23 protein-coding genes are annotated in these 23,732 nt (G+C 72.3%); 12 read left to right on the forward strand and 11 right to left on the reverse strand.

What is annotated here, in order from left to right; translation table 11 throughout:
• Positions 1–366 precede the first annotated feature (366 nt).
• The 5 genes from ACFV88_RS34375 to ACFV88_RS34395 all read left to right on the forward strand — a co-directional run bounded on the left by ACFV88_RS34375 (position 367) and on the right by ACFV88_RS34395 (position 4,674).
• Complete coding sequence (locus ACFV88_RS34375; protein ID WP_385496091.1) at positions 367–1,734, forward strand: L-serine ammonia-lyase; 1,368 nt, start codon at positions 367–369, stop codon at positions 1,732–1,734.
• Between the two features lie 227 nt (positions 1,735–1,961).
• A complete protein-coding gene (locus ACFV88_RS34380) occupies positions 1,962–3,557 on the forward strand; it encodes an MFS transporter (RefSeq protein ID WP_385496092.1) in 1,596 nt (531 codons plus the stop codon).
• Positions 3,558–3,666: 109 nt separating this feature from the next.
• Positions 3,667–3,993, forward strand: coding sequence for a PadR family transcriptional regulator (locus ACFV88_RS34385; RefSeq protein ID WP_385496094.1), 327 nt, complete (start codon positions 3,667–3,669; stop codon positions 3,991–3,993).
• A complete protein-coding gene (locus tag ACFV88_RS34390) occupies positions 3,990–4,346 on the forward strand; it encodes a DUF1048 domain-containing protein (RefSeq protein ID WP_385496095.1) in 357 nt (118 codons plus the stop codon). Before ACFV88_RS34385 ends, ACFV88_RS34390 begins: the two co-directional genes overlap by 4 nt.
• A 1-nt stretch (position 4,347) precedes the next feature.
• Positions 4,348–4,674 (forward strand): DUF1048 domain-containing protein, encoded by a 327-nt coding sequence (locus tag ACFV88_RS34395; RefSeq protein ID WP_385496096.1) that lies wholly within the window; start codon positions 4,348–4,350, stop codon positions 4,672–4,674.
• A gap of 52 nt (positions 4,675–4,726) precedes the next feature.
• On the opposite strand, the gene ACFV88_RS34400 is transcribed toward ACFV88_RS34395, so the two are convergent.
• Positions 4,727–5,146, reverse strand: a complete 420-nt coding sequence (locus ACFV88_RS34400) for an arsenate reductase ArsC (RefSeq protein ID WP_385496098.1) — start codon at positions 5,144–5,146, stop codon at positions 4,727–4,729.
• Positions 5,147–5,234: 88 nt separating this feature from the next.
• Between ACFV88_RS34400 and ACFV88_RS34405 the strand changes: the two genes are divergently transcribed.
• Together ACFV88_RS34405 and arsB are read left to right on the forward strand one after the other, a co-directional pair.
• Positions 5,235–5,543 (forward strand): ArsR/SmtB family transcription factor, encoded by a 309-nt coding sequence (locus ACFV88_RS34405; RefSeq protein WP_385496099.1) that lies wholly within the window; start codon positions 5,235–5,237, stop codon positions 5,541–5,543.
• Complete coding sequence (gene arsB / locus ACFV88_RS34410; RefSeq protein ID WP_385496100.1) at positions 5,540–6,643, forward strand: ACR3 family arsenite efflux transporter; 1,104 nt, start codon at positions 5,540–5,542, stop codon at positions 6,641–6,643. The genes ACFV88_RS34405 and arsB overlap by 4 nt, the downstream gene beginning before the upstream one ends.
• A gap of 33 nt (positions 6,644–6,676) precedes the next feature.
• On the opposite strand, the gene ACFV88_RS34415 is transcribed toward arsB, so the two are convergent.
• Together ACFV88_RS34415 and ACFV88_RS34420 are read right to left on the reverse strand one after the other, a co-directional pair.
• Entirely contained in the window at positions 6,677–7,054 is a 378-nt protein-coding gene (locus ACFV88_RS34415) for an ArsR/SmtB family transcription factor (RefSeq protein WP_385496101.1), read from the reverse strand.
• 86 nt (positions 7,055–7,140) lie between these two features.
• Complete coding sequence (locus ACFV88_RS34420; protein ID WP_385496102.1) at positions 7,141–8,205, reverse strand: flavin-containing monooxygenase; 1,065 nt, start codon at positions 8,203–8,205, stop codon at positions 7,141–7,143.
• 99 nt (positions 8,206–8,304) lie between these two features.
• Here ACFV88_RS34420 and ACFV88_RS34425 point away from each other — a divergent pair, with 99 nt between their 5' ends.
• Positions 8,305–9,645 carry an NAD(P)-binding domain-containing protein gene (locus tag ACFV88_RS34425; protein WP_385496103.1) on the forward strand — a complete coding sequence of 447 codons (1,341 nt, stop codon included), beginning with the start codon at positions 8,305–8,307 and terminating at the stop codon, positions 9,643–9,645.
• Positions 9,646–9,704: 59 nt separating this feature from the next.
• A complete protein-coding gene (locus ACFV88_RS34430) occupies positions 9,705–10,748 on the forward strand; it encodes an alpha/beta hydrolase (protein ID WP_385496105.1) in 1,044 nt (347 codons plus the stop codon).
• On the opposite strand, the gene ACFV88_RS34435 is transcribed toward ACFV88_RS34430, so the two are convergent.
• Complete coding sequence (locus ACFV88_RS34435; protein ID WP_385496106.1) at positions 10,726–12,969, reverse strand: SpoIIE family protein phosphatase; 2,244 nt, start codon at positions 12,967–12,969, stop codon at positions 10,726–10,728. The two genes, ACFV88_RS34430 and ACFV88_RS34435, sit on opposite strands and share 23 nt — an antisense overlap.
• 511 nt (positions 12,970–13,480) lie before the next feature.
• Here ACFV88_RS34435 and ACFV88_RS34440 point away from each other — a divergent pair.
• The 3 genes from ACFV88_RS34440 to ACFV88_RS34450 all read left to right on the forward strand — a co-directional run bounded on the left by ACFV88_RS34440 (position 13,481) and on the right by ACFV88_RS34450 (position 16,155).
• Complete coding sequence (locus tag ACFV88_RS34440; RefSeq protein WP_385496107.1) at positions 13,481–14,623, forward strand: Acg family FMN-binding oxidoreductase; 1,143 nt, start codon at positions 13,481–13,483, stop codon at positions 14,621–14,623.
• A 76-nt stretch (positions 14,624–14,699) separates the two neighbouring features.
• Positions 14,700–15,422, forward strand: coding sequence for a DUF998 domain-containing protein (locus ACFV88_RS34445; RefSeq protein WP_385496109.1), 723 nt, complete (start codon positions 14,700–14,702; stop codon positions 15,420–15,422).
• A gap of 178 nt (positions 15,423–15,600) precedes the next feature.
• Positions 15,601–16,155, forward strand: coding sequence for a GH25 family lysozyme (locus ACFV88_RS34450; protein WP_385496110.1), 555 nt, complete (start codon positions 15,601–15,603; stop codon positions 16,153–16,155).
• A 132-nt stretch (positions 16,156–16,287) separates the two neighbouring features.
• On the opposite strand, the gene ACFV88_RS34455 is transcribed toward ACFV88_RS34450, so the two are convergent.
• The 7 genes from ACFV88_RS34455 to ACFV88_RS34485 all read right to left on the reverse strand — a co-directional run bounded on the left by ACFV88_RS34455 (position 16,288) and on the right by ACFV88_RS34485 (position 23,598).
• Positions 16,288–16,962, reverse strand: coding sequence for an NADPH-dependent F420 reductase (locus ACFV88_RS34455; RefSeq protein WP_385496132.1), 675 nt, complete (start codon positions 16,960–16,962; stop codon positions 16,288–16,290).
• A 146-nt stretch (positions 16,963–17,108) separates the two neighbouring features.
• The gene (locus ACFV88_RS34460) at positions 17,109–17,321 is read right to left on the reverse strand and encodes an EF-hand domain-containing protein (protein ID WP_385496112.1); all 213 of its coding nucleotides are present in this window, start codon (positions 17,319–17,321) and stop codon (positions 17,109–17,111) included.
• 161 nt (positions 17,322–17,482) lie between these two features.
• Complete coding sequence (locus tag ACFV88_RS34465) at positions 17,483–18,682, reverse strand: YncE family protein (protein ID WP_385496114.1); 1,200 nt, start codon at positions 18,680–18,682, stop codon at positions 17,483–17,485.
• A 515-nt stretch (positions 18,683–19,197) separates the two neighbouring features.
• A complete protein-coding gene (locus ACFV88_RS34470) occupies positions 19,198–19,701 on the reverse strand; it encodes an ATP-binding protein (RefSeq protein ID WP_385496115.1) in 504 nt (167 codons plus the stop codon).
• Positions 19,702–20,109: 408 nt separating this feature from the next.
• Positions 20,110–20,877 carry an enoyl-CoA hydratase/isomerase family protein gene (locus ACFV88_RS34475; RefSeq protein ID WP_385496117.1) on the reverse strand — a complete coding sequence of 256 codons (768 nt, stop codon included), beginning with the start codon at positions 20,875–20,877 and terminating at the stop codon, positions 20,110–20,112.
• Positions 20,878–20,944: 67 nt separating this feature from the next.
• A complete protein-coding gene (locus ACFV88_RS34480) occupies positions 20,945–22,210 on the reverse strand; it encodes an Ig-like domain-containing protein (RefSeq protein ID WP_385496133.1) in 1,266 nt (421 codons plus the stop codon).
• Positions 22,211–22,389: 179 nt separating this feature from the next.
• Entirely contained in the window at positions 22,390–23,598 is a 1,209-nt protein-coding gene (locus ACFV88_RS34485) for an Ig-like domain-containing protein (protein WP_385496118.1), read from the reverse strand.
• Positions 23,599–23,732: the final 134 nt, after the last annotated feature.

Genomic DNA, 23,732 nt, shown 5'->3' on the forward strand with positions numbered 1-23,732 from the left:
GGCTCCGTGGGGGGGGGGGGGGGGGCGGGGGCGGCTCCGGCCCGCCCCCCAATCCCCGGGGGTTTCCCGGCGGGGGGGGGGCGGGGGGGGCCCCCCCCCCCGGGGGGCCCCCCCCCCCACGGCCCTGTTCGGGCCCGTTTTATCCTGTTCCGTGCGTACCGGACACCCTTCCCGGCACCGCAGGACACATGCAGAAACGATCCACCGAACGATCGATCCATCGACCCGTCCCGGACCCGCCGGCCACCCCGGCTGCCTCCGGTCTCCCCGGTACCACCGGGTCCGTGCCGCTCCCCACCGGGCGCGGAGGGTCCGCACCACCTGGCAGACAACGGCGTCTACCAGACACCAGCTAGGAGTTCTCCCGTGGCCATCTCGGTCTTCGACCTGTTCTCGATCGGCATCGGCCCGTCCAGCTCCCACACGGTCGGCCCCATGCGCGCGGCGCGGATGTTCGCCCGCCGACTCAAGAACGACGGTCTGCTCGCCCACACCGCGCACCTGCGCGCGGAGCTGTACGGCTCGCTGGGCGCCACCGGCCACGGGCACGGCACCCCCAAGGCGGTGCTGCTGGGCCTGGAGGGCGAGTCACCGCGCACGGTGGACGTCGAACACGCCGACGAGCGGGTGCAGCGGATCAAGACGGAGGGCCGGATCAGCCTGCTGGGCGCGCACGAGATCCCCTTCTCGTTCGACGACGACCTGGTGCTGCACCGCCGCAAGGCGCTGCCCTACCACGCCAACGGCATGACGCTCTTCGCCTACGACACCGAGGGCGGCACCGTCCTGGAGAAGACGTACTACTCGGTCGGCGGCGGGTTCGTCGTCGACGAGGACGCCGTCGGGGCCGACCGCATCAAGCTCGACGACACCCCCTTGAAGTACCCCTTCCGCAGCGGCGACGAACTGCTGCGGATGGCTCGCGAATCGGGGCTGTCGATCTCCTCGATGATGCTGGAGAACGAGAAGGCGTGGCGCAGCGAGCAGGAGATCCGTGACGGCCTCCTGGAGATCTGGCGGGTCATGCAGAGCTGCGTGTCGCGGGGCATGAACCGGGAGGGCATCCTGCCCGGCGGGCTGAAGGTCCGCCGCCGCGCACCCGGTTCGGCACGGCAACTGCGGGCCGAGGGTGACCCGTTGGCCCATGCGATGGAGTGGGTGACCCTCTACGCGATGGCGGTGAACGAGGAGAACGCGGCGGGCGGGCGGGTCGTCACCGCCCCGACGAACGGGGCCGCCGGCATCATCCCGGCGGTACTGCACTACTACGTGAACTTCGTGCCCGGGGCCGACGACGAGGGGGTCGTCCGCTTCCTGCTGGCCGCCGGGGCCATCGGGCTGCTGTTCAAGGAGAACGCCTCCATCTCCGGGGCCGAGGTCGGCTGCCAGGGCGAGGTGGGCTCCGCGTGTTCCATGGCGGCGGGCGCCCTCGCCGAGGTGCTGGGCGGCTCGCCGGAGCAGGTCGAGAACGCGGCCGAGATCGGCATGGAGCACAACCTCGGGCTCACCTGTGACCCCGTGGGCGGGCTGGTCCAGATCCCCTGCATCGAGCGCAACGGCATGGCCGGCGTGAAGGCGGTGACCGCGGCGAAGATGGCCATGCGGGGCGACGGGAGCCATCTGGTCTCGCTGGACAAGGTCATCAAGACCATGAAGGAGACCGGCGCGGACATGAGCGTCAAGTACAAGGAGACCGCCCGGGGCGGGCTCGCGGTGAACATCATCGAGTGCTGAGCGTCCGACCCCGACCGCACGCCTGCGCGGTGCGCGCTCACCCCTGCGCGGCGGGAGGCACCCGCACAGGACCCCCTCAACTGCCGGGTCAGGGCTTGACTTTGACATGGATGTGAAGGTCTACCGTTCGTCCGGCCGGACCTTCGCCGGGTCCGGACCTTCGCTGCGCCCGGCGCTTCGCCGGGTGACCGCAGCGGAGGGACGCTCGGACGGAGGAGGCACCACCGGTGACCAGCGAGAGCGCGCCGCTGCGGGCGGGACGGCGGGAGTGGTGGGGGCTGGCGGTACTGGCCCTCCCCACCTCGATGCTGGCGATGGACATGACCGTCCTGCACCTCGCCGCGCCCACCATCAGCGAGGACCTCTCCCCCAGCGGCAGCGAACTGCTGTGGATCCTGGACGTCTACGGGTTCCTGATCTCCGGGTTCCTGATCTCCATGGGCACCCTCGGCGACCGCGTCGGACGTCGTCGGCTGCTGTTGATCGGCGCCACCGCCTTCAGCGCCGCCTCGGTCTTCGCGGCGTACGCGCAGAGCGCCGAAATGCTCATCCTGGCCCGGGCGTTGCTGGGTGTCGCCGGGGCCACGCTGATGCCCTCCACGCTGGCCCTGATCGCCACCATGTTCACGGTCCCCGCCCAGCGCACCTTCGCCGTCGCCGTCTGGATGACCGCCTTCATCAGCGGTGAGGCCCTCGGCCCCCTGGTGGGCGGCGCGCTGCTGGAGTTCTTCTGGTGGGGCTCGGTCTTCCTCATCGCCGTCCCCGTGATGCTGCTGCTCCTGATCGTCGGGCCCAAGCTGCTGCCGGAGCACCGCGCGACCCGGCCGACCGGACGTTTCGACTTCGTCAGCGCCGCGCTGTCCCTGTCGGCGGTGCTCCCGCTGGTCTACGCCGTCAAATTGCTCTCCGAGTCGGGCGCGGGTCCGGCGCCGCTGGGTTTCGCCCTCGTCGGCCTGGCCGTGGGCGCGGCGTTCGTCCGGCGCCAGCACCGGCTGGACGAACCCCTGGTGGACCTCGGCCTGTTCCGCGTCCCGGCGTTCAGCGCCGCGCTGAGCACCCAGACGCTCGCCAACTGCGGGCTCGCCGGCACCCAACTCCTGCTGATGCAGTACCTCCAGTCCGTTCACGGCCTCGCCCCGCTCCGGGCCGGCCTGTGGACGCTGCCCGCCGTCGTCATCGGCATCGGCGGCACGCTGCTCGCCCCGCGCGTGGTCGCCCGGGTCCGGCCGGCCACCGTGATCGGCGTCTGTCTGGTCCTGGCCGCGGTCGGTGCGGCGCTGATCGTGCCCGCGGGGCCGCAGTCCGGGTTGGCCTGGGCGGTCGGCGGGTTCACCCTGCTGTACGTCGGCACCACGCCGATCCTCGCCCTGACCACCGACCTCATCGTCGGCTCCGCCCCGCCGGAGCGTGCCGGCGCGGCGTCGGCCCTCTCGGAGAGCGGCGCGGAACTGGGACTCTCCTTGGGCATGGCGCTGCTCGGCAGCCTCGGACTCGCGGTCTACCGGCAGCAACTCTCCGACCACGCGCCCGCCGGCGTGGACGGCGCCGCGCTGAGCGACGCCCAGCACACGATCGGCGGCGCCGTCAGCGCCGCGGAGGACCTCCCGGAGCCGGCCCGGTCGCATCTCGTCGACGCGGCCCGCGCCGCCTTCACCGACGGGCTCGCCACTGCGGCGGGCGTCACCGCGGTCCTGCTGCTCGCCACCGCGGCGCTGGCCGCGCTGATGCTGCGCGGCGTTTCGATCGTGGACCACGGTGGGGACGGGCCCGATTCTCCGGAACCGGAACGGGAGTCGAAGTCGGTGGCGGCGCGGGCGGATTGAGGTCTCCGTCGCACCGCGCTCGCCGACCCCCCGACTACTACGTGGTACCGTGTAGCAGTACTCGGCGCTACGTAGTACCGTATCGGGAGGATCGAAGAGGAGACCCGCGATGGACGACTTGACGGAGATGCTGAAGGGCACGCTGGAGGGCTGCGTGCTCGAAATCATCGGCAGCGAGGAGACCTACGGGTACGCCATCACCCGTCGGCTCAACGAACTCGGCTTCGCCGACGTGGTCGAGGGGACGGTCTACACCATCCTGCTGCGCCTGGAGAGGAACGGGCTCGTCCAGGTGACGAAGAGACCGTCCGGGGTGGGGCCACCGCGCAAGTTCTACTCGCTCAATGACGCGGGGCGCGAACGGCTCGGGACGTTCTGGGCGAAGTGGGAGTACCTGGCGTCACGGATCAACGAACTGAAGGAGGGCGGGAGATGAGCTTCTGGGAGACCATGACCGGCAGCGACCTCACCAGGGAGTGGAAGGCGTTCGAAGCCCGGGCCGGGGCGCTGCCGGCCGACCACCGGGCGGCGTGGGAACAGATCAAGGGCCACCTCTTTCCCCACGGGGACTTCACCGGCCGCAACCTGATGCCGATCCTCGACAGCGCCCTGGGGCTACTCGAAGAGACGGCGGCGGACGGGCAGAGCGTGCACGAGGTGCTGGGCGACGACGTCGAGGGCTTCTGCGCGGCGCTGGTCGGCGGAGAAGGAGCGCGCGGTCATCGTGACCGGTGGCGCGAGCAGTTGAACCGGAACGTCGCGAGGAAACTGAGCCGGCTGGGAGGCTGACGTGGGCATCCAGGACATCATCGAGGGCAAGAAGCAGTGGCGGGCGCACACGGCGCGGGTCAAGGCGCTACCGCCGGACTACCGGATCGTCTACGGGGAGATGCAGAAGTACCTGTTCAAGGTCGGGCCGGTCGACCTGCCCGACGGGAACCTGCTCTCGGGGATCGTCGACTTCTTCGAGGAGGGCGCCGCGAGCGGCAAGGGCGTCCTGCAACTCATCGGCAACGACGTCGCCGCGTTCTGCGACGACCTGATCAAGGACTCGCGCACCTACGCGGACGTCTACCAGCAGTCCGTCCACGGCACCTCCGGCACGACCGAGAAGTAGGACGGACGGACCGCCCGACGGGCCCTGGAGTCGAGCACCTGTCGGGTGACGGTCAGATGGTGACCTCCAGTTCGGCCAGGAGTCCGCGTACGCGGTGCTCGATCTCGTCGCGGATGGGGCGAACGGCTTCGAGGCCCTGGCCGGCGGGGTCTTCGAGGGTCCAGTCGAGGTAGCGCTTGCCGGGGAAGACGGGGCAGGTGTCGCCGCAGCCCATGGTGATGCAGACGTCCGACTCCCGGACGGCGTCCGCGGTGAGGAGCTTCGGGACCTCGGCCGAGATGTCGATGCCGACCTCGGCCATCGCGGCGACGGCGGCCGGGTTGACGGTGGCGCCCGGGGCCGAACCGGCGGAGCGGACCTCGACGCGGTCGCCCGCGAGGTGGCCGAGCCAGGCGGCGGCCATCTGGGAGCGGCCGGCGTTGTGGACGCAGACGAACAGGACGGACGGCTTGCGGCCGGGGGGTCGGGACATGAGCACCTTCTCGCCTCGCGATGACTCCGCCACCGATGACATCAGCACCTGATGACATCAGCAAGCAGTGATGTGAAAGTATCAGCCCATGCTGACTTCAGTCGATGCTGATGTGATCCGGGTGCTGGGCGATCCGCTCCGCCTGAAGATCGTGACCCTGCTCGCCCGCGAGACGCTGTGCACGACGCACCTGGTCGAGGAGACCGGAGCCAAGCAGACCAACCTCTCCAACCATCTGAAGGTCCTGCGGGACGCCGGTCTGGTGGACACCGAACCCTGCGGACGCTTCACGTACTACAAGCTGCGCCCCGAGGTCCTGGCCGGGCTGTCCGAGCAGTTCGCCGCGCTCGCCGAGTCCGCCCGTACCACCGCCGGGAGCAAGCGGGCCTGCCCGTGACCGCGACCGGACCCGCCACGGGGACCACCGCCGCCCGTCCCGGCACGGAGGGGAACGCGTCGGTCGTCGCCGCGCTCTCCGCCCTGGACCGCTACCTCGCGGTGTGGATCCTGCTCGCCATGGGCGCCGGCCTGGGCTTGGGGCGCGCGGTTCCGGGGCTGAACGACGCGCTGGCGAGGATCGAGGTCGGTGGGATCTCGCTACCGATCGCGCTCGGCCTGCTGGTGATGATGTACCCGGTGCTGGCGAAGGTCCGTTACGACCGGCTCGACGCGGTCACCGGCGACCGCAGGCTGATGGTCTCCTCGCTGGTGGTCAACTGGATCATCGGCCCGGCCGTCATGTTCGCGCTGGCGTGGACCTTCCTCCCCGACCTGCCCGAGTACCGCACCGGGCTGATCGTCGTCGGCCTCGCGCGCTGCATCGCCATGGTGATCATCTGGAACGACCTCGCCTGCGGCGACCGGGAGGCCGCCGCCGTCCTGGTCGCACTGAACTCGGTGTTCCAGGTGATCGCGTTCGGGCTCCTGGGCTGGTTCTACCTGGATCTGCTGCCCGGTTGGCTCGGCCTCGGCGACGGCGAGCGGCTCGACATCTCGATGTGGGAGATCGCACTGAACGTGGTGGTCTTCCTCGGCGTCCCGCTCCTCGCCGGGTTCCTGACCCGCCGGTTCGGCGAGAGGAAGATGGGCCGTACGGCGTACGAGTCGCGGTTCCTGCCGCGGATCGGGCCGTGGGCGCTGTACGGGCTGCTGTTCACGATCGTGGTGCTCTTCGCGCTCCAGGGGAAGACGATCGCCTCCCGGCCGCTGGACGTCGTCCGGATCGCGCTGCCGCTGCTCGTCTACTTCGTGGTGATGTTCTTCGGCACCTTCGCCCTGGGCAAGGCGCTCGGGATGACGTACGCACGCACGACCACGCTCGCGTTCACCGCGGCGGGCAACAACTTCGAGCTGGCCATCGCGGTCGCCATCGCCACCTTCGGGGTCACCTCCGGCCAGGCCCTCGCCGGCGTGGTCGGTCCTCTCATCGAGGTTCCGGTCCTGATCGGACTCGTCTACGTCGCCCTGGCCCGGCGTCGCCGGTTCACCCGGACCTGAGCGCGGTGGAGCCGGCCGCCGTGCGCTCCTGGGTCAGGCGGCGGCCGGGGCGCCGACCAGGATCTTGCCCATGGCGGCGAGCACGGACGGCTCGACCCGGTAGTAGACCCAGGTGCCGCGCCGCTCGGAGGTCAACAAGCCGGCTTCCCTGAGCTTCTTCAGGTGGTGGGAGACGGTGGGCTGGGAGACGCCGACGTCGGAGATGTCGCACACGCACGCCTCGCCGCCCGCGTGGGAGGCCACGGCCGAGAACAGTCGGAGCCGGACCGGGTCGCCGAGCGCCTTGAACATCCGGGCGGCGACCTCGGCCTCACCGGCGGTCATGGGGCGTTCCGCCAGCGGCGGGCAGCACGGCGCGACACCGCCCGGCTCGGCGGTGTCGCTCAGCGGGAGCGCCTTCACGTTCGACATGAGCCTATGTTGACACATGTCGAATCAAGGGGCGAGGGTCCCGCCGCCCCCGGGTCCGCTCCGCGCCGGTGGGTGATCCGCCCAGGTCAGCGCCGCCGGAGCAAGGCGGCCAGACCGCGGGCGGTGCGGGCGGCGTCACGGCCGGCACCGCGCAGGGAGTTCGAGGTGAGGCTGCGCTGCCACTCCAGTCCGGTGAACGCGAGGCCGGAGTGGGCGAGGGAGCGGCCTTCGCGGTGGCGGGGCAGCCCGGCCGCGTCGAGGGCGCCGTCGATGCCGGCGAGGTAGGGCAGGTCGGGACGGTAGCCGGTGGCGAGCAGGATCACGTCCGCTTCCTCCCGCACCCCGTCCGACCAGGTGACCTTCGCCCCGTCGATCCCGGTGAACAGCGGCCGGTGCTCCGGTGCGCCCCGGGTGAGGGCGGCGCGGTAGCGACCGTCGTCGATGATCGGCGGCGAGGGCGGGGTGCGCAGGAAGCGGCCGATCGGAGCGCGGTCGATGCCGGCGAGGGTGAGCCAGAAGTGGAGGTCCCGGCCGAGGACGTGCTGCGGGGCGTAGCGGATCGGGTTCCGGGTGGCCAGGGTGGTGCGGGCGACACCGTGGAGTTCGGCGGCGATCTGGACGGCGGAGTTGCCCGCGCCGACCACGATCACGCGCTGTCCGGCGAAGGCGGCCGGGTCGCGGTAGTCGGCGGCGTGGAGCACGGCACCGGTGAAGGTGTCGAGTCCCGGCAGGTCCGGGCGGTGGGGGCGACCGAAGGAGCCGGAGGCGGCGACGACGGCCCGCGCCGTCAGCGACTCCCCTCCCGCCACCTCCACGGCGAAGCCGTCACCGGCCCGGCGCACCGCACCGACCCGCCGTCCGGTGCGGATGTCGACGTCGAGCCGGGCGGCGTAGTCGGTGAGGTAGGCGACGACCTCGTCACGGTGCGGGTAGCGGTCCGGGTCGCCGGGGAAGGGCCGGCCGGGCAGGGCGCTGTAACGGGCGGGGGAGAACAGGGTGAGGCTGTCGTAGTAGCGCGGCCACGATCCCGCCGGCCGGTCGGACGCTTCCAGCAGCACCGGCTCCAGCCCCTGCCGCACCAGGGCGCCGGCGGACGCCAGCCCGGACTGTCCGCCCCCGATCACCACGACGTCGACGCGTGCCACGAGCATCCCTCAATTCGATAGATGTCTATGTTGACGCTCATCGAAGCAGGTGGGAGGGTGTGAGTGCAAGACATCGATGGATATCGAAACAAGCAGGGAGTCACCGTGTCAGCGTCGTCCACCGCCGCACTGCCCGTCATCGTGATCGGGGCCGGCCCCGTCGGGCTGGCCGCCGCCGCCCACCTCACCGCACGGGGCCTCACCCCGCTCGTCCTCGAAGCGGGCCCGGTCGCCGGCAGCGCGGTGCGCGCGTGGGCGCATGTGCGGCTGTTCTCCCCCTGGGGCGAGGTGATCGACCCCGCCGCCGAGAAGCTCCTCGCCCCCACCGGCTGGACCGCCCCCGACCCGAGCGCCTACCCCACCGGCGGCGACTGGGCGGACCGGTACCTCCAGCCGCTGGCCGACGCCCTCGGCGAACGGGTCCGCTACGGGGCGCGCGTCACCGGGGTCTCGCGCGCCGGGCGAGACCGGATCGTGGACGCCGACCGCGAGGCCCAGCCCTTCGTCGTCCACGTCGCGCACGCGGACGGCCGGCAGGAGCTGCTGTCCGCCCGGGCGGTGCTCGACGCCTCCGGCACCTGGTCCACGCCGTCCCCGGCGGGCGCCAGCGGTCTGCCCGCCCTCGGTGAGGAGGCAGCCGCCGACCGCATCGCGTACCGGGTTCCGGACCTGACCGACCCCGCCGTCCGCGCCCGGTACGCCGGGAAGCGCACCGCCGTCATCGGGACCGGCGCCTCCGCCTTCACGGCGCTCGCCTCCCTCGCCGACCTCGCCCGAGCCGCGGACGGCGGCGGGACGCGGGCCGTGTGGGTCCTGCGCCGGGGCCTCACCGGCTCCACCTACGGGGGCGGCGCCGCCGACCAGCTCCCCGCCCGGGGCGCGTTGGGCCTCGCCGCGAAGTCAGCGGTCGAGCAGGGCCACGCGGACGCGGTCACCGGTTTCCGCACGGAATCGGTCGAGCGGGACGGCGACCGGGTCGTCCTGGTGGCCGAGGACGGGCGCCGCCTCGACGCGGTGGACGAACTCGTCGTCCTGACCGGCCTCCGCCCCGATCTCTCCTTCCTCTCCGAGGTCCGCCTCGACCTGGACGAGCGCTTGCAGGCACCGGTCGAACTGGCGCCGCTGATCGACCCCAACCAGCACTCCTGCGGCACCGTCTACCCGCACGGCCACCGCGAACTCGCCCACCCGGAGCGGGACTTCTACCTCGTCGGCATGAAGTCCTACGGCCGCGCCCCCACGTTCCTCGCCCTGACGGGGTACGAGCAGGTCCGCTCGGTGGCCGCCGCCCTCGCGGGCCACCCCGCCGCGGCCGACCGGGTCGAACTCACCCTCCCCGAGACCGGCGTCTGCGGCGGCTCCGGGCTCTTCGACACCCCCGCGCCCACGGTCCGGCAGAACGAGGGCGGCTGCTGCGGCACCCCGGCCGGCGGCTGCGACACGTAACCCCCTTCCCCGGCCCGCAACCACTACAGAGGTGACGCCGGTGTGCCGAAGTAGCCGACATGTCATACGCACACACACGCCGCGCGGTGCTCGCCGGTGCGGCGGCGCTCGGTACGACCGGATCGTCGTGGCCCCGGCCGGCCCCGGTCGGCAGCGCCCGGATCGTCGGGGAACGCAGGGTGGACGAGCGGCTGGTGGAGCTGACCGTCGACTCCCCCGCGCTGGGCGACCGCAGCACCGTGGCCCTGCTCACCCCGCGCGGCTGGGACCGGCGCCGACCCGAGGACCGCTGGCCGACCCTCTACCTGCTGGCCGGCGGCGACGGCGACCACACCACCTGGACGACGCTCTTCCGGGTGCAGGACCTGCACGAGTTGCAGGACGTGCTGGTGGTGATGCCCGGCATGCCGTCGTTCGGGTTCTGGACCGACTGGTGGAACCACGGCGAACGGGGCGCACCCCGGGTGCGGACCTACTTCCTCCGTGAGGTGCTCCGCCTGGTGGAAGGGGAGTACGGGGCGGATCAACAGCGGGCCGCGGCCGGGGAGTCCCAAGGGGGCTTCGGCGCCCTGGGGATGGCCGCCCGGGTCCCCGGACTGTTCGGCGCCGTCGCCGCGTTCGGAGCCCCGGTGCACCCGATCCGGCACCCGGAGATGTGGCTGTCCGGTGCGAAGTCCGCCGGGGTGGACGGGTACGCGGTCTTCGGCGACCCGTGGGAACAGTGGAAGCTCTGGCTGGACTGGGACCCGTACCACCGGGCCGAGGGGCTGCGGCGCACCCCCGTCCACCTCGCCTGCGGGGACGGGACCCCCGGCCCCCTCGACGGCGGAGAACCCGACCCACACATCCCCGGCACCGAGAAGTGGGCCGCACTCGCCGACCCCGGCGTGGTCTCCCTCACCGAAGCCGTCTGCGCCGAAGAGGCACGGCTGTTGGCGGGACGTCTCGCGTCCCTGGGGGCTCCCGTCACCACCCACCTCTACCCCGGCACCCACGGCGGGACCTACGGGCACCGCGAACTGCGCCGGGCGCTGCCGATGCTGTTGGACGCCCTGGGTCCCCGGGGCGCGGCCGAGGGCGTCAGCCGGGAAGGTGCCGGATGAGCAGCAGGGCGATGTCGTCGTGGCCCGGGTCGGTGAAGTCGCGGGAGACCAGCGTGTCGGCCAGGAACTCCAACCGGGACTGCGCATCGCCGTCCCGGGTGCCGACCGCCCACCGGGCGAGTGCGTCCCGCACCCGTTCCACGGCCTCGTCGTAGGGACCGTCCGGGGTGTCCACCAGGCCGTCCGTGTACAGCAACAGAGTGGCTCCGGGGGCCAGTACGCCGTGGTGCACGGGGTAGATGTCGTCGGGCAGACAGCCCAGCGGGAGGCCGCCCTCCGTGACGACCTCGTGGACCGCCCCGTCCGGCTCCGTCTGGAGGGGGTGCGGATGCCCGGCCCGGACCATGCGGTACTCGCCCGAGCCCACGGCGATGTCCACGATGCAGCAGGTGGCGAACCGTTCGGTGTCCAGCCCCCACAGCGTCTGGTTGCCGCGGCACATCAGCCCGCTCGCGCGGAAGCCGTCGGAGGCGTGCGCCCTCAGGGCCGTGCGGAGTTGGCCCATCACCCCGGCGGCCTGCGCACTGTGGCCCTGGACGTCCCCGATCACCAGCGAGGCGCCGCCGTCGTCCCGGGGCAGCACGTCGAACCAGTCGCCGCCCACCTGCATCCCCCCGGCCGCCGGCCGGTAGCGGGCGGCGATGGCGTAGCCCGGCAGCCGGGGCAGCGAGCGGGGCATCATCAGCCGCTGGAGGTCGGTCATCCGGCGCCGGGACACGTCCGCGAGTCGGGTGCGGGCCAGGGACTGGGTGAGGATGCCGGAGATCGCGGTGGCGACGGTCTGGTCGTCGGAGGTGAACTCCCGGGGCTGCGCGTACGAGATCAGGCAGCTGCCGACGGTGCCGTCCGCCGAGGCGAGCGGAAGCAGGACGAACGCGTGGTGCTCCCGCGGCGGCCGGAAGCGGGGGTCGGGGAAGCGTTCGAGGTAGGCGGCGCGCGACGGCAGGAACAGCGGGTGCCCTTCCGCGAGGGCCGCCGCCAGGGGATTGTCGCGGACGGCGCCCATCAGCCGCAGGCGTTCCCGGGCCGGTTCCTCGTAGCCGATGGCGCCCTCGAGCAGCAGCCTCCCGTCGTGTTCGATGTGGAGCGCCAGGGCGCGTCCGCCGACCTGCGGGAGCACGATCCGGCCCATCACGTCGATGATGTCGCGGGTGGCGCGGGCGGCGGCGAACGCCCTGGTCACGCGGAGGACGAAGTCCCGGCGGGCCTCCCTGCGGCGCATCCGTTCGTGTTGTTCGGTCTCGTCCCAGGAGACGCCGATGACGCGGTCGGGCGTCCCGTCCGGGGTGCGTTCGAGGGCCCCCTTGACCTCGATCCAGCGCAGGGTGCCGTCGGGCAGCACCACCCGGTACGCGGCGTAGTAGGTGCCCGTCAGCAGGCTCTCGTCGAGCGCCCGGTCGAGGGCCGCCCGGTCCTCGGGGTGGACGGCCGCGCGGAACGTCTCCACCCGGGAGTCGAAGTCCGCGGGGTCGAAGCCGAACAGCCGCATCTGCCGCTCGTCCCAGACCACCTCGCCGGAGGGGACGTGCCACTCCCAGGAGCCGATGGAGCCGCTGGACATCGCGAGTTCCAGCCGGGTCTGGCGGCTGCGCCGGAACGCCGTGCGCTCGGCGGGGTCGAGCTTCGGGCTGCCGGCCGGCACCCCGGCCCGCTCCAGGGCCACCAGGTGGTCGATGCGGTGGGCGCACAGGGTGGCGACCATCGCCAGGTGCCGGTCGTCGGTGGCGCTCAGCGGCCGGGGCGGGTCGAGCATGACGAGCAGCGCACCGAGGCAGCGGTCGTCCACCAGCAGCGGCGCCGTGACGAACGCGACCGGCCGGGCGCCCGGCTCCGGGGACCCGTCGGTGCCGGGCTCAGCGACGCCGCCGCCCGGGTCGTCGGCGAGCCCGTGGAAGAGCCGTCGTTCCCGGGCGGCGACGGACACGGCGAAGGTCGCGTCCGGGGCGAGGACCGGGAAGCGCTCGACGAGGTCGCCGGCGAGTCCGTGTTCGGCGGTGAGCCGGAGCCAGCCGTCGTCGCCGGCGAGGTAGAACGCTCCCGTGTGGCTCCCGCTGCCCGTGCGCAGCGCGTCGAGGGCGGTGGCGAGGAGGGCCCCGGTGTCCCGGGCGGCGAGCAGGGCGAGGACGGCGCCGCGCAGTCCGGGGCCGTCGGCTTCGGGGCCCGCCGGGACGCGGGGCTCCGCTTCGTCGTACGGCCGTTCGTCGGTGCGCTCTGGAATCACGGTCGCCGCTCCTCGCGAGGGGCCCGCTCGCGGTGCGTGCCGTGCGTGCGGTGAGGCCGCTCCCCGCAAGGGGGCGGTTCCCGCCGGCGGCACCGCGGTCGTGCGGTGACGGTCTCGTGGTGTCCCGCTGTACGTGGTGTCCGTTCGGGTGGTTGCGTCGTGCTGCTCACTCTAGGAACAGTCGGCACGGGCCGCCAAACGTCGCGCGGCGGACGGGAGGCGGGACGTCCGGAGCGACCCGGGGCGCCGGGGTCTCGGGGCCTTTCGGGGACGAATCCTTTACCTTTCTTTGCCTTCCGAAAGGGTTGGGTCCGGTGCGGGACCTTCGCCCCTCGCGCTCCGTTCCGGGGGCGTCGACCCTGGGGGGTGAGGGTCTGGTGCCGCACGGCGGTCGCGGCCGTCCCGGACGTCCCGGGGCCGGCCGCCCGCCGCTCGGCACCGGCACGACGACCGAAGCTCCAGACCGACCAGCCCGCAGGACCGGGTGTTCCCCGAGGAGGCCGCGGTACCGGTGAAGACTCCTGCCGCTCCACACACAGACGCTCCTTCAGCACCGCACGGGTGGGACACCACCCTCACGCCGGAAGCCGTCGAGGCCCTGGTGGCCGACGCGATCACGGCACCGTCCATGCACAACGCGCAGCCGTGGCTGTTCCGCTTCGATCCGGAGCGCCGGGTCTTCCAGGTGCGGGCGGACCCGGAGCGCCGGATCGCCCTGTCCGACCCCGAAGGCCGGGCCACCCATCTGGGCTGCGCCGCCGCGCTGTTCAACCTGCGGGTGGCCGCCGCCCGCGCGGGGTGGAAACCGGTCACCACCCTGCTGCCCGACCCGGCGGACCCGTACGCCCTGGCCGAGGTCGGGCTGGACGACGGCCGGGCCCTGTACGACGCGACCCGGGAGCCGTACCGCAAGACCACGGAGACCTACGAGAAGTCGGGCGAGCCGTACGACGGCACCGCCGACGCGTACGACGAGCTGACCGACCTGTACCCCGCGCTGCGCCGCCGCCGGACCACCCGGGCGCCCTTCAGCGACGAGCCGATCGACGAACAGCTGCTGGACACCCTGCGGCGGGCCGCGCTGATCGAGGGCGCACGGCTCGCGTTCGCCGACGAGTTCCACCGGGAGACCGTGTTGCAGCTGGGTCGGGAGGCCGAGCAGCGCACGCTGTCCGACGAGGCGCTGCGCGCGGAGCTGGCCTCCTGGGCGGGCGAGGCCCCGGACGGCGGGCCGCGCAGCGACGGCGTCCCGACGGCGGCCTTCGGCCCCCGCTCCCGCGCGGGGAACGGACCGGTGCGGGACTTCGACGTGGACGGCACCGCGCCGCGGGCGGCCGTCGACTTCGAGCAGGGGCCCCGGCTGGCCGTGCTCGGCACGCACGGCGACACCCCGGTCGACTGGCTCCGGGCGGGCCAGGCCCTGGAACGGGTGCTGCTGGAGGCGACCCTCGACGGTCTCGTCACCTCGCTCGCGTCCGAGGCCCTGGAGTGGGACGAACTGCGCTGGGCGATCCGCGACCCGCTGACCCCGATGGGACACGTCCAGATGGTGGTCAGGTTCGGCTACGGGGAGCCCGGCCCGGCGGCGCCGCGGCGGACCGTCTCTGAGGTGTTGACGTACGCCCCAGCGGCCGGGGAGGCACCCCCGGCGTGAGCGGTGCGGCGACCCGGGAAGCCCCGACCGTCAACTTTGATTGACACACGGCATGGCGTCAACCATGATTGACGCCATGTCAGGACGATCATGCAGCGCCCGACCCCGCGGCGGCACGGGGACCGGCCCGAGCCGCACCCGGGCCCTGCTGCTGATGGGCGCCCTGAGCGGCCCCCTGTTCACCGCCGCGCACCTGGTCGAGGGGGTGCGGCGGCCGGACCACGAACCGGTCCGCGACCCGGTCAGCTCCCTGGCGCTCGGCCGTCGGGGAGCCGTCCAGACCGCGAGCTTCCTCACCACGGGCGCGCTCACCGCGGCGGGCGCGTACGGCTGGCACCGGACCCCGGCATCCGGGGCGGACACCTGGGGGCCGCGCCTGCTCGGGCTCTGGGGCGCCGGGCTGATCGGCGCGGGACTGTTCACCACCGACCCCGCCCCGGCCCGCACCCCGGCCGCGTCACCGCGGACCGTGCGCGGGGCACTGCACGACGCGTCCTCACTGGCCGCGTTCGCCGCGGTGACCGGCGCGGCACTGACCGGACTAGGTCGACCGCGACGGGGCCGGGAGCCCGGCTGGTCCGGGTACTCCGCGGCGACTGCCATGACCTTCACCGTGGCGATGGGCGCCGCGATCACGGGCCACGAGCGGCCCGGTTCGACGCTCGCCCGCCGCGCGGGCCTCTACCAGCGACTGGCACTCACCTCCGCGCTGGCCTGGCAGACCACCCTGATGCTCCGTCACCTCACTTACGACGGCGGCTCGTTGCGCTGTTCCGGCCGTCCCCGGTGGACCCCGTGACGGAACCGGGCCCCTTCCGTGCCCCTGATGGGGTACGACGAAGGCTCCGAATGTGGCCCGATCCAACGGGTTCACCGCTTCGGGTGGCACACCCCGGATACCGCCCGTACCCGCCCCGCGGGCACGGCACGCTGGGGGCCGGGCCGGCACGATCGACCCCGGCCCGGGAAGGACGAACATGATTCGCGGCATCGATGTGAGTGCCTATCAGTCGTCGTTCGACACCGACGGACTGTCCTTCGTCATCGTGAAGGCGACCGAGGGCCGTTCCTACATCAACCCCCGACAGACCGCCCAGGCCAAACAGGCGCGGGACGCGGGCTGCGTGGTGGGCTTCTACCACTTCCTGTGGCCGGGCAACATCAAGGCGCAAGCCGCGTACTTCGTGGAGAAGTGCGCTTCCCAGGGCTCCGACCTGCTCGCCGCCGACTGGGAGTGGACCGGCGACAACACCAGGGCCAGCAACGCCGAGAAGGACGCCTTCCTCAAGGAGGTGAAGAGACTGCGCCCGACGCACCGGGTGCTGCTCTACTGCAACCGGGACTTCTGGCTCAACCACGACGACACGTCGTACGCCGGTGACGGGCTCTGGATCGCCGACTACACCTCCGCCGGCAGGCCCCGCATCAAGGCCGACTGGAAGATCCACCAGTACACGGACGACCCGATCGACAAGAACCTCGGCGACTTCTCCTCCGAGGCGGCCCTGCGGAGCTGGGCGAGAAAGGCCTGAGGGCGTCGGCCCGGTGACCGGCTGATCCGACGGGGCGACCGGCCGGTCGCCGCGCTCGCTGGTCGCCGCGGTTCAAGGCGCCGCTCGGGGTGACGCCTTGAACCGCCGTGAGACCGGAGGGAACGGGCCGCCCTAGCCGGCGGGGTGCGCGCGGAAGGCGGCCGGGCGCTCCCGGTCCGCCTCGGCCAGCGCCTTCACCACCGCGTCCACCCCGCCGCGCAGTCCGTACACGGGAGTGTCGGGCTGCTGCCGCCAGGAGTCGTCCAGGCCGCCCGCGTCAACGGTGTCGAAGCCGATCTCGTCGACCAGGTCCCGCACGACCCGCTTGGCGGCTTCGTCGTCACCGGCCACCGGCACGGCGATCCGGTCGGGGGCGCCCGCGGGTCGGGCACCAGCCGTGATGTCCTCGGCGTACGTGCCGTTGAACACCTTGACGACCGGGCGACCGAGGTGCCGCTCGACCCAACGGCTCTCCGGCAGCCCGTCCTCGATCTCGGCTATCAGGCCGTCGCGCTCCCGCGGGTAGTAGTTGTGGGTCTCGATGACGACCAGGTCGTCGTCGGCCCCGTCGAACAGGTCGGACGGCAGGTCCGGCACCGCCTTCAGGGGGACCGTCACCACGACCACCCGGGCTCCGCGGACCACGTCCGCGGCGGAGGCGCCGGCGGTGACCCCGGTCTCGGCGACGAGTTCACCCAGGGTGTGCGGCCCACGGGAGTTGACGATGGTGACGCTGTGCCCCACGGCGGCCAGCCGACGGGCGAGGTTGCCGCCGATCTGTCCGGCGCCGATGATGCCGATCTGCATGAGGTACCCCCAACGGGTGTGGCGAGCAGTCAACGGAGGCAACCTCCGCTTAGCCGTTGGGTATTCCGTCTCACCGAAGATTTCAGGACGGACTGCGGGACGGAATCCGGGACCGCGCGATGGGCCCCGGAAACCGTCGGCCGGGCCTACTTGCTGAGGTGGGCCCAGAACTCGTCGAAGGAGAGCAGCTTGTCGCTGTTCGTGTCCTGCGCACCGATGATCGCCTCGGCCACGGACTCCGTGACGTTCCAGTCACCGAGCTGGGCCATGGCGGTCTTGTACTCGGCCGCCGTGATGAAGCCGTCGCCGTCCGCGTCGAACCGCTCGAACGCCTTGCGCGCTGCCTCGATGTCCGCCACCGGGTCCACCCCTTAATTTCGTCCTGCTTGACGGGGTCAGATTATCGGCCCGTGCGCGTCCCCCCGTACGCCGCACCCCGGGGCCGGGCCCGAGACCAGCGGTTCACCCGGGGCCGAGGGACGTGCGGAGGGCGTGCGGGGGCGGGCGCGCGGGGCGCGCCTCAGCGGAAGACGCCCGTGTGCCCGAGGGAGTAGCGGCCCGGCTGGGGGTAGACGGCGAGCCCGTGGGGACCGGAGCCGACCTTGACGCGGGCGAGTTGGGCGCCGGTGCGGGTGTCGATGGCGTACACCTCGGAGTCGTACCGTCCCGAGAGCCACAGCACCTTGCCGTCGGCGGAGACCCCGCCCATGTCGGGGCTGCCGCCGTCGGGCAGCCGCCACTTCCTGCTGACCTCGCCCCGGGCGAAGTCGAAGACGGAGACGGTGCCCTCACCGCGGTTGGAGACGTACATCTCCTTCGAGTCGCGGCTCACGTACAGGCCGTGGCACCCCTTGCCGGTGGGCAGCAGCCTCGGCTCGGCGAAGGAGTCCCCGTCCAGGACCCACATGCCGTGGGCCATCATGTCCGCGACGTAGAAGGTCTTGCCGTCCGGGGAGACCTTCACGTCCTGGGGCATCGCGCCCTTCAGGGGCAGCTTCCGCTGGGCGACGACCTTCTTGCGCAGGGTGTCGACCTTGAGGAGTTCGCCGGAGAACTCGCAGGACACGATGAAGTAGCGTCCGTCGATGGAGAAGTCGGCGTGGTTGACGCCGTAGCAGCTGACCGGTTCGGTCTTCCTGATCTCCATGGAGTGCGGATCGCGGAAGACGAGCTGGCGGTCGAGCGAGGCCATGACGACGGCGTGCTTGCCGTCGGGGGTGAAGTACAGGTTGTACGGGTCGTGGACCGGTACCGGCTTGCCCGCCTTGCCGGTCTTCGGGTCGATGGGGGTGAGGGTGTTCCCGCGGTTGTTGTTGACCCACAGGGTCCGCAGGTCCCAGGACGGCACCACGTGTTGGGGCTGGGCCCCGACCTTGATGGTCTCCACGACCCGGTAGGTCTCGGGGTCGATCACGCTGACCGTGTTGGAGCCGGTGTTGGGCACGTACACCCGGGACGGGAAGTCCTTGACCACCGGGGAGAGCCGGTTCGGGCGGTCCTCGGAGTAGAGGTCGTTCGGGTCCACGACCGGCGGCATCCCCGGCAGCACTTCGACCCGGGGCGTGGCTGCGGGGGGCGGGGCGCCGCGCTCGGTTCCGCGGGCTTCGGCTTCGGCGCCGCGCCCGTCGCCCTGGGCGCCGCAGCCCGCGAGGGCGACCAGCACGGTCGGGCCGAGCAGGGCCGTGGCCACCCGGCGGGTGAGCTTCAGGGGTACGGGCATCGGGCAGCGTCCTTCGTGGTCGGCACCGCGCGACCCGTGCGCGGCGGTCGGGCTTACCTGACTCCTGCCCGCACCACAAGGACCGCCCGGAGCGGAGCGCCGCTATTCACCCGATAAGATCATCGACTAGCCCATTGGCGATCTTCGGCACCCCTCAGGTCACTCTCGACCCTCCTCCCGAATGAGCCATTCACCGGCACGCAACCCACCGTTTACCAGGCAAGTGGCCCATCTCACCAATGATTCACTTCCCTTTTGTCCGGATTTGCAGGCTTTCGCCACGATTCTCGCCTTTGGATCATCGGTTCGGGTCTGCCATAGTCGAACTCACGACCCCCCATGACCCGGGCCACGGTCGCTCCATGCAGACGGGAACCCACACCCCCAACGCGTTCCCGGTGCTTCACGCAGGCCCCCGCCAGACCGCACAACGGTGACCGGGGGCCTTCGTGCGTCCCCCGCCGGCCCCACCGGAACCGTCCCGGGCGCACCAGGCGCGCGGTCGGCCTCCGCGGTCAGCGGTCGGCGACCCGCATCTCGAACCAGGTCGTCTTGCCCCGCGGCAACAGGTCCACACCCCACCGGTCGGACAACTTGTCCACCAGGAAGAGACCCCGCCCCGACACGTCCAGCGCCCGAACGGGCATGAGACAGGGCAACCCCCGTGAGGGGTCGCGCACTTCCACCCGGATCCAACCGCGCCGCCGCAACAGGCGCAGCCCGAAGCGGCGGGCGCCGGTGTGCCGGACCGCATTGCCGACCAGTTCGGACACGAGCAACACGGCGTCCTCGGTCAGCTTCTCCGACAGCGCCCAGCGTTGGAGGACCACCACCTGTGCGAGCCGACGCGCCTGGGCGGCGGACTCCGGGAGGGACGGCAGGAGGACTTCGCGCTCGGTGGGGTCGCCGTACAACTCCAGCGCGTGCAGCGCCTGTTCATCAGCAACTGCGGGGGACCAACGCGCCGCGGTCGCCCCCCCGTGCCATCCCGGCTGTTCGATGCCCTCCAGCCCCGCCATGCCCCCCATCATGGCCGTCCGATGGCGGGTCCGGGGCCGTTCCCGCGGAATCGACCGGACGGAATCGGCCCTTCCGCAGGGAGTCTTTGGTATAGGCCAATGCCGGCCTGCCCTCTTCGCCACCTCTTCTGACCTGCGGTGACCTCATGCATCCGGGCGATCACCATCAGCAGCCACCGCGCCACCCCCAAGATGCACACCGGGGTCGCACAAACCGCACCATCGGAGTACCGGCACGGCGCCGCGTATCCGGATTTCGCCCGTACGAGGGGCGATGCGGCGTGCGGTCGACGCCCCCGCACGGTTCGTCAACCCCGCGGCGACCCCGCGGCGACCCGGTCCGGACCTCGGACCCGAGCTCGGGCCGCACGCCGCACCGCAGGGGAATCGCCCCCAACTGGGAACGATTCAGAGGAACTTGGCCTTGCCCGGGCCGTCCTTCACGAAACTCTCCATACCGCGTTCGCGGTCCTCGGTGGCGAACAGGCTCGCGAACCAGGTCCGTTCGATCGCCAGCCCGGTCGTCAGGTCCGTCTCCAGACCCGCGTCCACGCTCTCCTTCGCCGCGCGCAGCGCGAGCGCCGGACCCCGGGACAGTGCGGCAGCCCAGGCGTGCGCCTGCGCGTACACCTCGGCCGCGGGCACCACGCGGTCCACCAGCCCGATGGCGAGGGCCTCGTCCGCGCGGACGTGCCGGCCCGTGAAGATCAGGTCCTTCGTCTTCGAGGGGCCGATCAGCCGGGCGAGCCGTTGGGTGCCGCCGGCGCCGGGGATCAGCCCGAGCAGGATCTCCGGCTGCCCGAGCTTGGCGTTGTCGCCGGCGATCCGGAAGTCCGCGCAGAGGGCGAGTTCGCAGCCGCCGCCCAGGGCGTAGCCGGTGATCGCCGCGACCACCGGCTTCGGGATGCGGGCGACGGCCGTGAACGACTCCTGGAGCGCGCCGGACCTGCGCACCATGCCCGCGTGGTCCAGCTTCCGCATTTCCTTGATGTCGGCGCCCGCGGCGAACACCTTCGCACCGCCGTACAGGACGACCGCCCGCACGTCGTCACGGCGGGCGGCCTCCTCGGCCAGTTCCTTCAACCGGTCCTGGGTGGCGATGTCCAGGGCGTTCATCGGGGGTCGGTCGAGACGGATCGTGCCAACGCCCTCGGCGACTTCGAGATGCACAGTCATGCCGAGAAGGTTAGCGACCGTTCACGCCAGGGCCCCCGTGCGCTCGCTCACACCGGTCGGGCGCAGGTCACCACTTGCTCCACGGCATGTTCCACCCGTTGAGCCCGTTGCCCGGCTGGATGTGCTTGTCCTTGGAGTTCTTGACGACGACCACGTCCCCGATCAGGGACTTGTGGAAGAACCAGGCGGCCGGGGACTTCTTGTCCCAGCCGCCACGCGCGTCCCGCAGCCCGATGCAGCCGTGGCTGACGTTGCTCTTGCCGAAGACGCCGCCCGCCCAGTAGTTGCCGTGGATGAAGGTGCCGGACGTGGACAACCGCATGGCGTGCGGGACGTCCTTGATGTCGTACTCGCCGCCGAACCCGACGGTGGCGCCGTTCATCCGGGTCACCTCGTGCTTCTCGCTGATGACCATCTTCCCGTTGTACGTGGTGGTGGCCGGAGCGCCCGCCGTGATGGGCAGTCGCTTGATGACCTTCCCGTCGCGCACCACGGACATCTGCTTCTTCTTCACGTCCACCGTCGACACCTGGGAGCGGCCGATGGTGAACGAGACCTTCTTGAGCTGCTTCCCGTAGACGCCGGGGCGGCCCTGCACCCCGTCGAGGCCGAGCGTCACGGTGACCTTGGTGCCGGGCTTCCAGTACTTCTCGGGGCGGAAGTCGAGCCGGTCGTTGCCGAACCAGTGGCCCTTGACCGGGACGGCCGGCTCGGTGGTGATCCGGATGGCGCGCTCCACCGACTCGGGGCGGGTGATGCCCCGGTCGAAGTTGATCGAGAACGGCATGCCGACACCGACGGTGGACCCGTCCTCGGGGGTGAAGGTCCCGATGAACGTGGTCTTGGGCACGAAGGTGGTGAAGCGCGACTCCTTGGTCGACTCGCGCCCCTCGGCGTCCACGGCCACGGCGTGGACCCGGTACGTCGTACCGGAGGAGAGGTGGCGATCGGGTGTCCAGCGCAGGCCGTCCGCGGCGATCCGACCGGGCACCGCACGGCCCTTGGTGTCCTTGACGCGGACCTCGCGGAGCTTGCCGCGCGCCGCGGTGACCTTCAGCTTCCCTTCGGTGGGAACGGACTTCGCACCGTCGGCGGGAACGATCCGGACGAGCGCCCGGGACGGTGCGGCGTCCGCCGATCCGGAGGCCGCCCGGTCCTTGCCGCCCTTGCCGTCAGCGGCGTCCCCGTCCTGCTCGCCGCCGCCCCCGCCACAGCCGGTGACCAGGGCGAACGCCGCCGTGAGCGCGATCGCGGCGAGCCCGGTTCGGCGGCCGACTCTCCTCCCCCCTCCCCGGTGGACCGGGTGCGCACCGGATATGGGTCCCCTCTTCACGGTCTTCACGGTGACTCTCCCCTCGCACGGCCCGAGCGGGCCGGCACCCCCGCGCGTAGAGCGCGCTATGGATCACCCTAGCCACCGGGCGCCGCTGCGGGAGGACCGCGGTTGTCACCGTTCGGTCCCGGATCCCTGTGTGTCCAGGGGCTGTTGGGTGCACCTGCGGGGCGCACGGGTCAGGGCAGCGCGGAGCCGGAGCGCCACTGCGCCCAGTCGAGGTTCCAGCCGCCGAGCCCGTTGTCCGCCGCGACCACCCGGTCCTCGCTGTGGCGCACCTCCACCACGTCCCCAACGAGGGTCCGGTCGAAGAACCAGCCCGCGGGGGTGCGCGAACTGCCGCCCTTCACGTCGCGCAGTCCCACGCAGCCGTGGCTGACGTTGCTCTTGCCGAAGACGCCGCCGGCCCAGTAGTTGCCGTGCAGGAACGTCCCCGAGGAGGTGAGCCGGATGGCGTGCGGGACGTCCGGGATGTCGTACTCACCGCCGAAGCCGACCGAGCGGCTGTTCATCCGGGTCGTCTCGAACATCTCCGTGACCACCATCTTGCCGTTGTACGTGGGCGACTTGGCGGTGCCCGCCGTGACCGGGAGGGTGGCGAGCAGTTCCCCGTCGCGCCGGACCTCCAGGGTGTGCGCCGCCGTGTCCACCACGCTCGTCTGCGCGCGGCCCACCGTGAAGGCGAAGCTCCGGTCCTGGAGTCCGTGGACCCCGGGGGCCGCCTCCACGTCCCGTAGCCGCAGCCGCACGGTGACCTCGGTGCCCGGCTTCCAGTACGTCTCGGGCCGCAGGTCCAGCCGCTCGGCACCGAACCAGTGCCCGACGACGTCCACCGGCGGCCGGGTGGTGACCTCGACGGCGCGTTCCACGGCGGCCCGGTCGACGACCTTCCGGTTGAACTCCAGGGAGACGATCATGCCGGTGCCGACGGTGGCCCGGTTCTCCGGCGCGGTGTACGCGAGGAACCGTTCGTCGGGGACGCGGGTCCGGAAGGTGGTGTGCCGGGCGGTCCTGCGGCCGTGGCCGTCGAGGGCGACCGCGTCGACCCGGTACGCGGCGGCCGGCGCCAGCCGCTTCGCGGTGGGCCGCCAGCTCAGTCCGTCCCCGGAGACCCGGCCGGGTACGGGGTGCTCCCGGGCGTCCCCGGTCCTGACCACCCGTACGGACTCCAGCCGTCCGTCGGGCACCCGCACCACCAGCGGATCGTTCACCGCGACGTCCCGGCGGGCGTCGGCGGGCCACACCTGGATGGCGTCCCGGGGCGCCCGGGGCTTGCCGGCCAGGCCCTCGGGCCCGCAGGACGAGGCCCCGGTGAGCAGGGACAGGGACGTGACGGCGGCGGCGAGCGCCGCTCCCGCGCGCGGGGCGCGTCTCAGTAGTCGGATCACGCCCCGCCCAACGACCGTGCGCGCCCCGGGAAACGTGGCCCCCGGCCGTGCGCCGCCCCGGTACCGGCCGGACGGCCCACCCCGTTCCCCCGCCGAACGGGCCGGTCGGTGCGGGGGCGGCCCGGGCGCCGGAG

The organism is Streptomyces sp. NPDC059816, assembly GCF_042732055.1.
Taxonomy (GTDB): domain Bacteria; phylum Actinomycetota; class Actinomycetes; order Streptomycetales; family Streptomycetaceae; genus Streptomyces.